Annotated in this window: 14 protein-coding genes and 1 pseudogene; 9 read left to right on the plus strand and 6 right to left on the minus strand. The window is 63.0% G+C overall.

All coding sequences use genetic code 11. The features are described 5' to 3' along the window. The first annotated feature begins 487 nt into the window (after positions 1-487). Positions 488-2386 carry a potassium transporter Kup gene (locus DCO48_RS05950; protein WP_116549690.1) on the plus strand — a complete coding sequence of 633 codons (1899 nt, stop codon included), beginning with the start codon at positions 488-490 and terminating at the stop codon, positions 2384-2386. Positions 2387-2471: 85 nt separating this feature from the next. Here the strand turns inward: DCO48_RS05950 and DCO48_RS05955 are convergent, their stop codons facing one another. Then, positions 2472-2699 carry a DUF465 domain-containing protein gene (locus tag DCO48_RS05955; protein WP_116549691.1) on the minus strand — a complete coding sequence of 76 codons (228 nt, stop codon included), beginning with the start codon at positions 2697-2699 and terminating at the stop codon, positions 2472-2474. A gap of 119 nt (positions 2700-2818) precedes the next feature. On the opposite strand from DCO48_RS05955, the gene DCO48_RS05960 reads away from it, so the two are divergent. From DCO48_RS05960 to DCO48_RS05980, 5 genes are all read left to right on the plus strand, one after another. After that, positions 2819-3190, plus strand: a complete 372-nt coding sequence (locus tag DCO48_RS05960; RefSeq protein ID WP_116549692.1) for a 5-carboxymethyl-2-hydroxymuconate Delta-isomerase — start codon at positions 2819-2821, stop codon at positions 3188-3190. Between the two features lie 192 nt (positions 3191-3382). Further along, positions 3383-5017, plus strand: a complete 1635-nt coding sequence (locus DCO48_RS05965) for a phosphoethanolamine transferase (protein ID WP_116549693.1) — start codon at positions 3383-3385, stop codon at positions 5015-5017. An 86-nt stretch (positions 5018-5103) separates the two neighbouring features. After that, positions 5104-6237: a ribonuclease D gene (gene rnd, locus DCO48_RS05970; protein ID WP_116549694.1), complete on the plus strand. Its 1134-nt coding sequence runs from the start codon at positions 5104-5106 to the stop codon at positions 6235-6237. Beyond that, positions 6234-6527, plus strand: a complete 294-nt coding sequence (locus tag DCO48_RS05975) for a YcgL domain-containing protein (RefSeq protein WP_116549695.1) — start codon at positions 6234-6236, stop codon at positions 6525-6527. Before rnd ends, DCO48_RS05975 begins: the two co-directional genes overlap by 4 nt. 82 nt (positions 6528-6609) lie before the next feature. Continuing rightward, positions 6610-7542 carry a D-2-hydroxyacid dehydrogenase gene (locus tag DCO48_RS05980; protein WP_116549724.1) on the plus strand — a complete coding sequence of 311 codons (933 nt, stop codon included), beginning with the start codon at positions 6610-6612 and terminating at the stop codon, positions 7540-7542. Between the two features lie 70 nt (positions 7543-7612). Here DCO48_RS05980 and DCO48_RS05985 read toward each other — a convergent pair whose 3' ends face one another. Next, positions 7613-8206: a nitroreductase family protein gene (locus tag DCO48_RS05985; protein WP_116549696.1), complete on the minus strand. Its 594-nt coding sequence runs from the start codon at positions 8204-8206 to the stop codon at positions 7613-7615. Between the two features lie 152 nt (positions 8207-8358). Here DCO48_RS05985 and DCO48_RS05990 point away from each other — a divergent pair, with 152 nt between their 5' ends. Both DCO48_RS05990 and DCO48_RS05995 read left to right on the plus strand, forming a co-directional pair. Further along, positions 8359-8808, plus strand: a complete 450-nt coding sequence (locus tag DCO48_RS05990; RefSeq protein ID WP_116549697.1) for a YcgN family cysteine cluster protein — start codon at positions 8359-8361, stop codon at positions 8806-8808. A 48-nt stretch (positions 8809-8856) separates the two neighbouring features. After that, positions 8857-10068: a hypothetical protein gene (locus DCO48_RS05995; RefSeq protein ID WP_116549725.1), complete on the plus strand. Its 1212-nt coding sequence runs from the start codon at positions 8857-8859 to the stop codon at positions 10066-10068. Positions 10069-10074: 6 nt separating this feature from the next. Here the strand turns inward: DCO48_RS05995 and DCO48_RS06000 are convergent, their stop codons facing one another. The 3 genes from DCO48_RS06000 to DCO48_RS06010 form a co-directional block, all read right to left on the minus strand. Beyond that, positions 10075-10416 (minus strand): DUF2892 domain-containing protein, encoded by a 342-nt coding sequence (locus DCO48_RS06000; RefSeq protein WP_116549698.1) that lies wholly within the window; start codon positions 10414-10416, stop codon positions 10075-10077. Positions 10417-10492: 76 nt separating this feature from the next. Beyond that, positions 10493-10963, minus strand: a complete 471-nt coding sequence (locus DCO48_RS06005; protein ID WP_116549699.1) for an RNA methyltransferase — start codon at positions 10961-10963, stop codon at positions 10493-10495. A gap of 69 nt (positions 10964-11032) precedes the next feature. Next, positions 11033-11404 (minus strand): YajD family HNH nuclease, encoded by a 372-nt coding sequence (locus DCO48_RS06010; RefSeq protein WP_116549700.1) that lies wholly within the window; start codon positions 11402-11404, stop codon positions 11033-11035. A gap of 125 nt (positions 11405-11529) precedes the next feature. On the opposite strand from DCO48_RS06010, the gene DCO48_RS06015 reads away from it, so the two are divergent. Beyond that, entirely contained in the window at positions 11530-11808 is a 279-nt protein-coding gene (locus DCO48_RS06015; protein ID WP_116549701.1) for a hypothetical protein, read from the plus strand. A gap of 18 nt (positions 11809-11826) precedes the next feature. Here DCO48_RS06015 and DCO48_RS06020 read toward each other — a convergent pair. Further along, a pseudogene (locus DCO48_RS06020) lies at positions 11827-11910 on the minus strand (cyclic nucleotide-binding domain-containing protein); the annotation flags it as partial. Positions 11911-11937 lie beyond the last annotated feature (27 nt).

Genomic DNA, 11937 nt, shown 5'->3' on the forward strand with positions numbered 1-11937 from the left:
CTTGTAGGTGATTTCTTACATTCGGCAGCCAACCGCTTGCCTCCACCGAGGGGGAGTCTCTGGGCGTTGGGGGAGGGGAAGGGGTTGTATAAATGTAGGCGATTCACTCTCCGCTGTTCAGGGCATCGCAGTTTGCCAAAAAGTATATCTTAAATATCTTTGGGGCAACCCAGGGAAACGAAGCCGACCTTTGGCGTGGTAGGCGTTGGAGTGGTGGACATGGCTAACCTCGGTGTAGAGGGGCTGACGGACACGCAAAGGTGGCAGCCCTGACGGACGCCTTCAGGCGCCTCTGATCAAAAAGTGCGCAATTCTAGCGGCCGCCAACGCGCTTGACTAGCAGAAATACGACGAACGCTGCGCTATGCTTCGCAGCGTCGGGCCAGTGCATCTGCAGACACTGGCGACAGAGTCCGGCCGGTAGCGGCAATGATAGCGCCTGGCGTGAATTTCACCGGCCCACGGGGCCTGGTCGCGGGAGTGGTAGATGGTTCAGGCAAGCAGTCAGGCCGACACCGGGCATTCGGCGGCAAAGCCGCTCAGCCTGCTGGTGGCAGCGGTCGGGGTGGTGTACGGCGATATTGGTACCAGCCCCTTGTATACCCTCAAGGAAGTGTTTTCCGGCGGCTACGGCGTACCGGTCAATCATGACGGGGTGCTTGGCATCCTGGCGCTGATCCTGTGGTCGTTGATCTGGGTGGTGTCGATCAAATACGTGCTGTTTATCCTGCGCGCCGACAACCAGGGCGAGGGCGGCATCATGGCCCTGACGGCGCTGGCCACCCGCGCGGCGGCGCCTTATCCGAAATTGCGTACGTTGCTGGTGGTGTTCGGCCTGTTCGGCGCGGCGCTGTTCTATGGCGACAGCATGATCACCCCGGCGATTTCCGTGCTGTCGGCGGTGGAGGGGATGGAGCTGGCCTTCGACGGCATCGAGCACTGGGTCATCCCGGTGGCGCTGATCGTGCTGGTCGGTTTGTTCCTGATCCAGAAGCATGGCACGGCACGTATCGGCATCCTCTTCGGACCGGTGATGGTGACCTGGTTCCTGGTGCTGGCGGCATTGGGCGTGCACGGCATCGTCCAGCGCCCCGAGGTTCTGGGTGCGCTGAACCCGCTGTGGGCGGTGCGCTTCTTTATTGTGCACCCCGGCATGGGCGTGGCGATTCTGGGTGCGGTGGTGCTGGCGCTGACCGGCGCCGAGGCGCTGTACGCCGACATGGGCCACTTCGGCCGCAAGCCGATAGCCCGGGCCTGGTTCGCCCTAGTGTTGCCGGCGCTGGTGCTCAATTACTTCGGCCAGGGCGCCTTGCTGCTGGAAAACCCCGAGGCGGCGCGCAATCCGTTCTACCTGCTGGCGCCAGGCTGGGCGCTGATCCCGCTGGTGGGGCTGGCGACCCTGGCCACGGTGATCGCCTCGCAGGCGGTGATTTCCGGGGCATTCTCCCTGACCCGCCAGGCGATCCTGCTCGGTTACATTCCGCGCATGCAGATCCAGCACACCTCCAGTGATGAGCAGGGGCAAATCTATATTGGGGCGGTGAACTGGTCGCTGATGGCCGGGGTGATCCTGCTGGTGCTTGGCTTCGAGTCCTCCGGGGCACTGGCCTCGGCCTATGGTGTGGCGGTGACCGGAACCATGCTGATCACCACCCTGCTGGTGTCGGCGGTGATCCTCCTGCTGTGGAAGTGGCCGCCGCTGCTGGCGGTGCCGATCCTGCTCGGCTTTCTCTTGGTCGATAGCCTGTTTTTTGCCGCCAACGTGCCCAAGGTGGTGCAGGGTGGGGCCTTCCCGGTGCTGGCCGGGGTGTTGTTGTTCGTGCTGATGAGCACCTGGAAGCGCGGCAAGCAGATTCTGGTCGAACGTCTGGATGAAGGCAGCCTGCCGTTACCGCTGTTTATCAGCAGCATTCGCATGCAGCCGCCGCACCGGGTCGAGGGCACGGCGGTATTTCTAACGGCGCGGCCCGACGCCGTGCCGCATGCGTTGTTGCACAACATGTTGCACAACCAGGTGCTGCACAAGCAGGTGGTGCTGCTGACGGTGGTCAGCGAAGACACACCGCGGGTGCCGGCGCAGCGGCGTTTTGAGGTCGAGGGCTATGGCGATGGTTTCTACCGGGTGTTGCTGCACTTCGGTTTCATGGATGAGCCGGATGTGCCGGCGGCGCTGAAGCTCTGCCACCTCGACGAGCTGGACTTCAGCCCGATGCGCACCACTTATTTCCTCAGCCGGGAGACGGTGATCGCGTCGCGGCTGGTGGGCATGACGCGCTGGCGTGGGGCCTTGTTCGCGTTCATGTTGAAAAATGCCAACGGCAGTCTGCGTTTCTTCAACCTGCCGTTGAACCGGGTGATTGAATTAGGGACTCAAGTCGAGATTTGAGACCGGGTTGAATGCATCGCGGGACGAGCCCGCTCCCACAACGTACGGTAGTGCCTATGTGGGAACGGGCTCGCCCGCGATGCTTTTAAGGTTTCAGATGATCGCTGATATCGTCCTTGAGCTTCAGGCGTTCGACGCGAAGCCGATTCACCACCTCATCGGCAGCGGCACTGTCCTCCGCCTTGAGCACCTCGCTGTCCTTGGCCAGGTACTTGTCGTACAACTGACTCAGCCGTGGATCGGCCTCCTTTTTCTTCTCGAAGACCTCTTTGCTGACGTGCAGGTCTGCGAACAAATCGTGCTTAACCGGCATTTCCTCACCTCTCCTGGTACATGGTCGGGGGCGTGATTCACCTTGAGGATAGCCGCCTTTGCCAGCTTCGGCTGCTGCGGTAGTCTGTCGCTACCTTTATTGCCCAAGGTCTGAAGCACATGCCGCACTTGCACCTGGAACACAGCAACAACCTGAACGAACTGGAAGTCGACAAGGTGCTGCTGCGCCTGAATCACGCCCTGGTTGCCAGTGGCCAGTTCGACAACGAACTGGATATCAAAAGTCGCGCCGTCTGCTTCGACGAGGACCATTTCCGCGTCGGCGTGGCACCCCTGCCGCGTGCCTTCGTGCACGTCAAGCTGGCACTGCTCAGCGGTCGCTCGGCGGAGGTCAAGCGGCAATTGTCGGCCGGTCTGCTGGACGTATTGAAGGACACGGTCAAGGCGCCCGAAGGTATCGACCTGCAACTGTGCGCCGAGATTCTCGATATCGATCGCGATTCCTACGCCAAAGCCCACATTCCAGGCTGATCCGCCATGGCGAGCCGGGCACATCAGGTGCCCGGCTCGCTGAACCAAAAATATTCTTCATGCAACAGCTGGCAAAACAATAGTTTGTTGGCAACTTTTTCACGAAAAATTGATGGCGATCTGCCTAGAGTCGGCCCGGTTTACGACAGTGTCGCAACGACATTAATTTGGGTTCAGGAATCGCCAATCATCATGTTCAAGTTAAAGCCGCTGCGGGCTGAATGGGTCACGTTGTTTGCCAGTCTGTTCTTGCTAGTCGGCTTTAATGGTGCACTCTGGCAGCACGTCTTCAGTATTCTCCCCAGTGATGGCCAGGGGCTTTTATTGCGCCTGGCATTTGGCCTCTTGCTGCTTTGTGCGTTCAATCTGATCCTGACGCTGCTGGCGTTCCGGCCGCTACTCAAGCCACTATTGGCAACGCTGTTCCTGATCAGTGCCGGTGTTGCCTACTTCATGAGCCAATATGGCGTACTGATCGATATCGGCATGTTGCGCAATGCGCTGGAAACCAACGCCACGGAAGTGCGCGACTTGCTGTCGCTGAAGTTGGCACTGTATCTCCTGCTGCTCGGTGTTGTGCCGGCGCTCATCGTTTATAAAACGCCTATTCGTTATCGTGCCTGGCACCGCGAGTTGCTCAGCAAGTTGCTGGTCGGGGTGGCCTGTATGGCCGTTCTCGGTGCGGTGGCGCTGGTCAATTATCAGGGCCTGGCGTCACTGTTCCGCAACCACCATGAACTGCGTCTGCTGGTCGTGCCGAGTAACTACATCGGCGCCTCGATTGCCTATGCCCGCGAGCAGGCCGGGGTGGCCAACCAGCCCCTGCGGCCGATCGGCACCGATGCCGTGCGCGCCCCGGCTGCCCTGCAACATGCACGCAAGTCGCTGACCGTGCTGGTGATCGGCGAGAGTGCGCGGGCCGAGAACTTTGGCCTGCTCGGTTATCCGCAACCGACCAACCCGGAACTGAGCAAGGAGGCCGGGTTGATCAGCTTCGCCGACGTGCATTCCTGCGGCACCGAAACCGCGGTGTCGGTGCCCTGCATGTTCTCCAACCTGTCCCGCAAGGACTACGACGCCGCCACCGCGAAAACCCAGGAAGGCCTGCTCGATGTGCTCAAGCGCGCGGGCATCGAGGTGCGCTGGAAAGACAACCAGTCCGGCTGCAAGGGCACCTGCGATCGGGTCGCCTTCGAAAACGTCAGCAACCTCAAGGACCCGGCGCTGTGCGCCGACAGCGAATGCCATGACGAGATCCTGCTGCAAGGCCTGGCGTCGTTCATCGATAACCTGCAGCAGGACACCGTGCTGGTGCTGCACCAGATGGGCAGCCATGGCCCGGACTACTACAAGCGCTATCCGCCGGCGTTCGAGCGCTTTACTCCAGTGTGCCGCAGCAATGCCCTGAACCAGTGCAGCGAGGAAAGCATTGTCAATGCCTACAACAACACGCTGCTCTACACCGACCATGTGCTGGCCTCGCTGATCGACATTCTGCGCAGCAAGCAGGGTGAAGTGGACACGGCCATGCTGTACCTGTCCGACCATGGCGAATCGCTGGGCGAGTACAACCTGTTCCTGCACGGCACGCCTTACATGCTCGCTCCCGAGCAACAGAAGCACGTGCCGATGCTGGCGTGGTTCTCCGACAACTACAAACGCGCCTACGCTGTGGATGGCGACTGCCTGAAGCAGTCGAGCAGCCAGCCCCTGAGCCAGGACAACCTGTTCCACTCGATGCTTGGCCTGCTCCAGGTCCAGACCCAGGTCTACAACCCGCGACTGGACCTGTTCGCGGCTTGCCGCCCGGCTCAGGCCGCCCGCTGAAGCGGCGGCGCGGGCCCCTGTCGAGCGGTTTCCCGACGGTGGCCTGTGCCGTATATACTGCGCGCCATTGTTTGTGGGAGAGCCATGTGGCTATCGAAATACACTGGATTTGCGACGATCACAGTCTGGCCGAACATTGCCAGCAGTGGCGGACACTGCCTTACGTAGCGCTGGACACCGAGTTCATGCGCGTCGACACTTTTTATCCGAAAGCCGGTTTGATCCAGGTCGGCGACGGAGTGCGAGCCTACCTGATCGACCCTTTGCGGGTCTCGGCATGGCAGCCGCTGGCCGACCTGCTCGAAGACCGCAACGTGATCAAGGTGCTGCACGCCTGCAGCGAAGACCTCGAAGTGCTGCTGCGCCTGACCGGCAGCCTGCCGGCGCCGCTGTTCGATACGCAACTGGCCGCCGGCTACCTGAACCTCGGCTTCTCCATGGGCTATTCGCGGCTGGTGCAGGACGTGCTCGGCATCGAACTGCCCAAGGGCGAAACCCGCTCCGACTGGCTGCAGCGGCCGCTGTCGGAAACCCAGGTCAGTTATGCCGCCGAAGACGCCGTGCACCTGGCCGAAGTCTACCTACGCCTGCGCGAGCAACTGTCGGACGAGAAGAACGACTGGGTGCTCGAAGACGGTGCCGAACTGGTTGCGCAACTGCGCCGGGAAATCGATCCGTACGAGCTGTACCGCGATGCCAAGCTGGCCTGGAAGCTCTCCCGCGCGCAGTTGGCGGTATTGCGTGAGCTGTGTGCCTGGCGCGAGCGCGAAGCGCGCAGCCGCGATCTGCCGCGCAACCGCATCGTGCGCGAGAATGCCCTGTGGCCAATGGCCCGGACCCAACCGAACAATCTCTCGGCCCTGGCCAAGATCGAAGACATGCACCCGCGCACCATCCGTCAGGACGGCGAGTTCCTGCTCGGGCTGATCAAGCAGGCTGCCAGCCTGCCGGCCAGCGAATGGCCACCAGCGCTGCCCGAGCCGCTGCCGATCGAGGCGTCGGCCGTGCTCAAGCAACTGCGCGCCATCGGCCAGGCCGAAGCCGAACGGCTGAACATCGCCCCAGAGCTGATGCTGCGCAAGAAAACCCTCGAGGCGCTGCTCAAGAGTGGTTACCCCGATGGGCCTTATCAACTGCCCGATTCGCTGCGTGGCTGGCGTCGCGAGCGTATGGGCCAGGCACTGCTCGACAGTCTCGCCAGTGCCGGAGCACCGTCATGAAAAAAATCTGCTCGATCTACAAGAGCCCGCGCAAGAACGAAATGTACCTGTATGTGCTCAAGGCCGATGGCCTGGAGCGCGTGCCCGAGGCACTGCTGCCATTCTTCGGCACGCCGCTGCATGCCTTCGACCTGGTGCTGACCCCGCAGCGCACGCTGGCCCGCGAAGACATCGTCAAGGTCCTGGACAACCTTGAACAGCAGGGGTATCACCTGCAGATGCCGCCTGCCGAGGATGAGTACATCGAACATTTGCCGGAAGAGCTGTTGCGCCGCAACGACCCGATGTAATCCCGCCCCCCCGTTCCCCGCGACCTGCGGCCAGTGTGTAGACCTGGCCGCCGTCGCCGTTTCTGCCAAGGTTGTAATGAACATGCGCGTTCTGATCGCTGAACAGGATCATGCCCTCTATGCCACGCTGCTGCGCGCGGCGGCCCCGGACCTGGAGGTGCTGACCAGCGGCGACTCCGCCGAACTGTCGCGCCTGGCGGCCGATTGTCCGGTCTGGCTGGGTCAACCGGACCTGCTGGCGACGCTGTTGCGTCAGGGCCATCAGGCCCGCTGGTTGCAGTCGACCTGGGCCGGGATCACGCCGTTGCTGGCCGACGGCTTGCCGCGTGATTATCGTTTGACCCGTGCCGTGGGCATCTTCGGCCAGGTGATGGCCGAATATGTGCTCACCTACATGCTCGGGCATGAGCGCGAGGTGCTGGCACGCCTGGTGAGCCAGGTCGAGCGCAAATGGGACGGACGCCCGGGGCGTTCGCTGGAAGGACGACGGGTGCTGATCGTCGGTACCGGCGATATTGGCCAGCAGGTGGCCGAGTTCCTCGTACCGTTCGGCGTGAAACTGTACGGCATTGCCAGTTCGGCACGCGAGCAGGCGCCGTTCATCGAGGTGGCCGGGCTTGATGAGCTGGGCCGTCTGGTGGGCGAGGTCGACTATGTGCTCAACCTGTTGCCGGATACCCCCGCCACCCGCGATATCTACGATGCGTCGATGTTCGCCCGCTTCAACCCCGACGCCTTGTTCATCAATGCCGGGCGTGGGGTAGCGGTGGTCGACGGCGATCTGGTCGAGGCGCTGAAGGCCGGGCACCTGGCCGGTGCGGTGATCGATGTGTGCCGGCAGGAGCCGTTGCCGCAGCGCCATCCGTTCTGGACCGCCTGGGGGTTGCTGCTGACCGGACACAGCTCGGCGCCCACCTCGCCGACGGCGATGGTGCGTTTGTTTGTCGAGAATCTGCGGGCGTTCGAGGCAGCTGGCGAATTGCGTGGGGAAGTGGATTTTCTGCGCGGCTACTAAAAAGCATTACGGCGCGAGCCCGCTCCCAGAATAACGGTGGGAGCGGGCTCGTCCCGCGATGGGCAACCCCTTACAGGCTGAAATCACCCTCTGCCGCCAGCTCGCTCAGCGGCCGACGCGGGCTTGGCATTTCACGGGCCTGCAGGCCTTCGGCGAGGCTGGCCTTGTCGCCCAGCTTGCCAATCGCCACCACCGCATGCAGCGCGTATTCCTCGGGAATCTTCAGTTCCTGGCGGGTCAGGGCCTGATCGAACCCGGCCATGCCGTGGGTATGCCAGCCGCTCAGGCTCGCCTGCAACGCCAGGTGGCCCCAGGCCGAACCGGTGTCGAAGGTGTGCCACAGGGCCGGGGTTTCTTCGCTGGCGCCAGGCGCGGTGAAGGTAGTTTTCGAGACGATGATCACTAGGGCCGAGGCCTGTTGCGCCCAACTGCGGTTGAACTCGTTGAGCAGGCCCAGGTAACGCTGCCAGTTTGGCGTGTCGCGGCGGGCGTAGAGGAAGCGCCAGGGTTGCGAGTTGTACGCCGACGGTGCCCAGCGTGCCGCTTCAAGGAAGCTCAGCAGGGTTTCTTCGGCGATCGGCTCGGCGGTAAACGCCCGTGGTGACCAGCGCTTGATGAACTGATCGTCGATAGCATATTCGGCAACGCGAGGATTGGCGCTCATGGCGGGTTCCTGACTGGAGTTGAACAACGGGAGGGGTGCAAAACTACTGTGTCGCACCCACCGCTGACAAGCGGTCTGGCAAAGCCCGGGCGCACGCCCTAGACTGGCGCCGCCGTATCGGACCACACGAATTGAAACAGGACACCCGTTACATGCTTGCCGCCGCCGACCCCTTCTGGACCCGCAAGACGCTCGAGCAGCTCGACCCGCAGGAGTGGGAGGCGCTGTGCGACGGCTGTGGCCTGTGCTGCCTGCAAAAGCTTGAAGACGAAGACGACAACAGCGTTTACTACACGCGCATTGCCTGCAAACTGCTCGACCTCACTACCTGCCAGTGCAGCGATTACCCGAACCGTTTCAAGCATGTACCCGACTGTATCCAGCTCACTCCGGGCAAGGCCGACCAGTTCAAATGGCTGCCGCCCACCTGCGGTTATCGGCTGGTCAGCGAAGGCAAGGAGCTGCCGAGCTGGCATCACCTGGTCTGCGGTGATCGCGAGCAAGTGCACACGCAGCGGATCTCCCAGTCCGGGCGCATGCTCAGCGAAGACAGTGTCGACGAGGACGACTGGGAAGACTATCTGATTTTCCGTGCCAGCTGAGGCATCCCGGCCGGTGTCAGGCGGTAGAACAAGGAGTGGGTTATGCGTATGCGTCGCCACCTGGTGTGGTTGTTGGTGCTGGCGAGCAGCCCGGCCTGGGCCAGGAAGGTCGATCTGGACTATCACGTGCGCCTAGTGCCGCAAAGCGGCCAGGCCGAAGTGCGCCTGACCCTGGGCGACGGCGCCGCCGTGCGCAGCCTGGATTTCGACTTGGGCAAGGACGGCGCCTACAGTGATTTCCACGCCGACGGCCCGTGGCAGTTGCAGGCCGATGGCCAGCGCGGGCGCTGGCAGCCGGCAGCCGGCAAGGCCAACCTCAGCTACCGCGTGCAGCTCAATCATCAGTTGAAGAACGCCACCTATGACAGCCGCATTACGCCGAACTGGGCACTGTTTCGGGGTGACCAGTTGGTGCCGGCCGCCCATCTCGACCAGCAGGATGGTACCGAGCTGGTGGCACGTTTGAGCGTGGAGTTGCCCAAAGGCTGGAAGAGCATCGAAACCGCCTGGCCGCGGATTGGCAAGCAACGCTTTCGTATCGATAACGTCTCGCGCCTGTTCGACCGGCCGACCGGCTGGATGCTTGCCGGCAACCTCGGCAGCCGCCGCCTGCGCCTGGGCGCAACCGACGTGAGCATCAGCGCGCCGCAAGGCCAGGGCTTGCGACGGATGGACACCCTGACCCTGCTGACCTTTGTCTGGCCGCAGGTGCAGGCGGTGTTCCCGCGTCATCCGCCGAAACTGCTGCTGGTTGGCGCACACGACCAGCTCTGGCGCGGCGCGCGGGCAGCGAACCAGTCGATCTTTCTCAACAGCGCCCGCCCACTGATCAACGAAGACGGCAGCAGCCCACTGCTGCGCGAGCTGGTGCGGGTATTCGCGCAGATCAACGACAGGGAGCGCAGCGACTGGATCGGCGAAGGCCTGGCCGAGTATTACGCGCTGGAACTGCTGCAGCGTGCCGGAGGGATCACCGACGAGCGCTATCAGGCGCTGCAGCAGCGCCTGGCCAAGGAGGGCGGCAACGTTGCCAGCCTGCGCGGCGAGCAGGTCAATGCGGCGGTGGTGGCGCGTGCCGTGCTGCTGCTACAGGCGCTGGACCGCGAGATCCGTATCCATACCAAGAACCAGCGTTCGCTGGACGACGTGACCCAGGCGCTGATGCGCCTGAAGCAGGTGACTACTGCGGAATTCATCCAGGTCAGCGAAAGCGTGCTGGGCCGTGAATCCGAGGTGCTGCAGAGCAAGCTGCTGCGCTGACGCGGTTTAGGATTTCGGTGATTGCAGCGGGCCGTGGGCCGGCTCGGCGCTGGCCTTGAGTCCTTGCAGATCGGCGCCGCTGCGCTGGATTTTCACGCGGATCTGATCGAGGTCCTGGCGGCCGCGCTCCAGCAGGCTTTTTGTCGAACTGTGGCCGCTGATACCGCGGGCCAGGGCGATGCCACCGATCGCCACCTGGATCAGGCCGAACAGACCGCCCTTACGCAGGCCCTTGCCGATCATGAGCACGCCGGTCGCGACCGAGCCGGCACGTTCCCAGCCGTGCACGTTGTGCTCGGCGCTGTTTTGCACTGGGGCGCCTGGAATCAACGGGGTGTTCTCGCGCATGCTCGTTCTCCTGTCGAAAGCAATGGTAGTCAGCAGACCGCCGCAACGGCCGCGCCGTTCCCGCGCGCGGCGGCGGTTACTTGAATTTTGGCCCCGAGCGGGTGTTCAGGCCCTTGGCCATGCGGTCGTAGAGCACGACGTTGACGGTGGCGGCGAGGTTCATGCAGCCGTTGGTCGGGATGTAGATGGTTTCCTCGCACCAGGCCCGCACGTCGTCGTCCAGCGAGCCGTCTTCGGGGCCGAAAATGTAGATCGCGCGGTCCGGGTGGGTGTATTCGGGCAGCGCCCGGGCGCCGTCGACCAGTTCCACCGCCACCGGCGTGCAGCCCAGCGGGATGATCTTTTGCAGGTCGTCGATGCCGATCAGCGGGATATCGTAGTGCACGCGCTTGGTGTCGGTGACGAAGTCGCGGGCGCGCTCGTAGCGCTTGCCGGTGTAGAACACCGAGTTGACGCCGTAGCAACCCGCCGCGCGCATCACCGAACCGACGTTCTCCGCTGACTTGGGGTTGAACAGACCAATGCAGCTGTACCGTTTGTTCGCCACGTGCCGGGGCCCTTCGCAAAAAAAAACGCGATTATACGGGCTTGCCGGCAGCGGTGGGGGCGTTTGCGCTCAGTCTTTCTTCAGTAGCCCAGCCAGCCCGGCGAACGGGTTGTGGGTGGCCTTGGCCACGCTCGGGCTGCTCAGCGAGCCTTCGCTGAAGTATTGCTGGTCGGTGTAGCGCGAGTGTTCGTTGTCGTGGCAGTACAGGCACAGCAGTTCCCAGTTGGAACCGTCCTGCGGGTTGTTGTCGTGGTTGTGATCGCGGTGGTGTACGGTCAGCTCGCTCAGGCGTTTGCCGGCGAACTCGCGGGCACAGCGCCCGCAGACGTGCGGGTACATTTTCAGGGCCTTGTCGCGATAGCCCATTTCCTTGTCGCGCTTGGCGTCGGCAAGGATACGGTCGAGCCGTGCGGTGGCGGAGGCGGAAGATGCCGAACTCATGGGATTACCTTTCTTGGGCTTGTTACGGTTATGCCCTGAAGTTTAGCGCCATGCCGGGCATTTCGGACAGGCAATCGCGCCGCGCAAGGAGTAGCCTGTGGCCAGGACCCCTGAGGAGCCTGTCTATGCGTGCTGTGCTAGTTGCCCTGCTGTGTGTCGCCAAACTGAGCCTGGTCGAGGCTGCCGATCTGCAGCCTCGGCCCATTGCGCCGATGCCCGGTGCACCGGGAACAGCGACGCCGACGCCATACCCGCAAGTTGCGCCGACGAGCATTCCCAAAGCTGGCGACAGCAAGCCCGGCGCGCCGTTGCTGCCGCCGATGCCGCTGCCCAACCCGCCCAAAGACCAGCCCTTGCCGGGGTTGACCCCGGACGCCAGCAAGGACAAGGCCAAAGGGCCCTAGCTAGACCTGCAGCAGCAGGCGCTCGCCGTCGAGCACGGCCATCTCGCCAAAGGCGCGGCCCTTGCGCAGAATGGCGATTTCCACCTGCTGCTGGTTCGGGGCGGTCTTTTTCTTGGGATGGGCGGTGTC

This window comes from Pseudomonas sp. SDI (assembly GCF_003105155.1).
Taxonomy (GTDB): domain Bacteria; phylum Pseudomonadota; class Gammaproteobacteria; order Pseudomonadales; family Pseudomonadaceae; genus Aquipseudomonas.

Bases quoted from the DNA above. Each gene is read 5' to 3' on its own strand.
- DCO48_RS05990 (WP_116549697.1), top strand. From the start codon at position 8,359: ATGCTTGCCGCCGCCGACCCCTTCTGGACCCGCAAGACGCTCGAGCAG.
- DCO48_RS05980 (WP_116549724.1), top strand. From the start codon at position 6,610: ATGCGCGTTCTGATCGCTGAACAGGATCATGCCCTCTATGCCACGCTG.
- DCO48_RS05995 (WP_116549725.1), top strand. From the start codon at position 8,857: ATGCGTCGCCACCTGGTGTGGTTGTTGGTGCTGGCGAGCAGCCCGGCC.
- DCO48_RS06015 (WP_116549701.1), top strand. From the start codon at position 11,530: ATGCGTGCTGTGCTAGTTGCCCTGCTGTGTGTCGCCAAACTGAGCCTG.
- DCO48_RS05950 (WP_116549690.1), top strand. From the start codon at position 488: ATGGTTCAGGCAAGCAGTCAGGCCGACACCGGGCATTCGGCGGCAAAG.
- DCO48_RS06000 (WP_116549698.1), bottom strand. From the start codon at position 10,416: ATGCGCGAGAACACCCCGTTGATTCCAGGCGCCCCAGTGCAAAACAGC.
- DCO48_RS05985 (WP_116549696.1), bottom strand. From the start codon at position 8,206: ATGAGCGCCAATCCTCGCGTTGCCGAATATGCTATCGACGATCAGTTC.
- DCO48_RS05955 (WP_116549691.1), bottom strand. From the start codon at position 2,699: ATGCCGGTTAAGCACGATTTGTTCGCAGACCTGCACGTCAGCAAAGAG.
- DCO48_RS06010 (WP_116549700.1), bottom strand. From the start codon at position 11,404: ATGAGTTCGGCATCTTCCGCCTCCGCCACCGCACGGCTCGACCGTATC.
- DCO48_RS05975 (WP_116549695.1), top strand. From the start codon at position 6,234: ATGAAAAAAATCTGCTCGATCTACAAGAGCCCGCGCAAGAACGAAATG.
- DCO48_RS05960 (WP_116549692.1), top strand. From the start codon at position 2,819: ATGCCGCACTTGCACCTGGAACACAGCAACAACCTGAACGAACTGGAA.
- DCO48_RS05965 (WP_116549693.1), top strand. From the start codon at position 3,383: ATGTTCAAGTTAAAGCCGCTGCGGGCTGAATGGGTCACGTTGTTTGCC.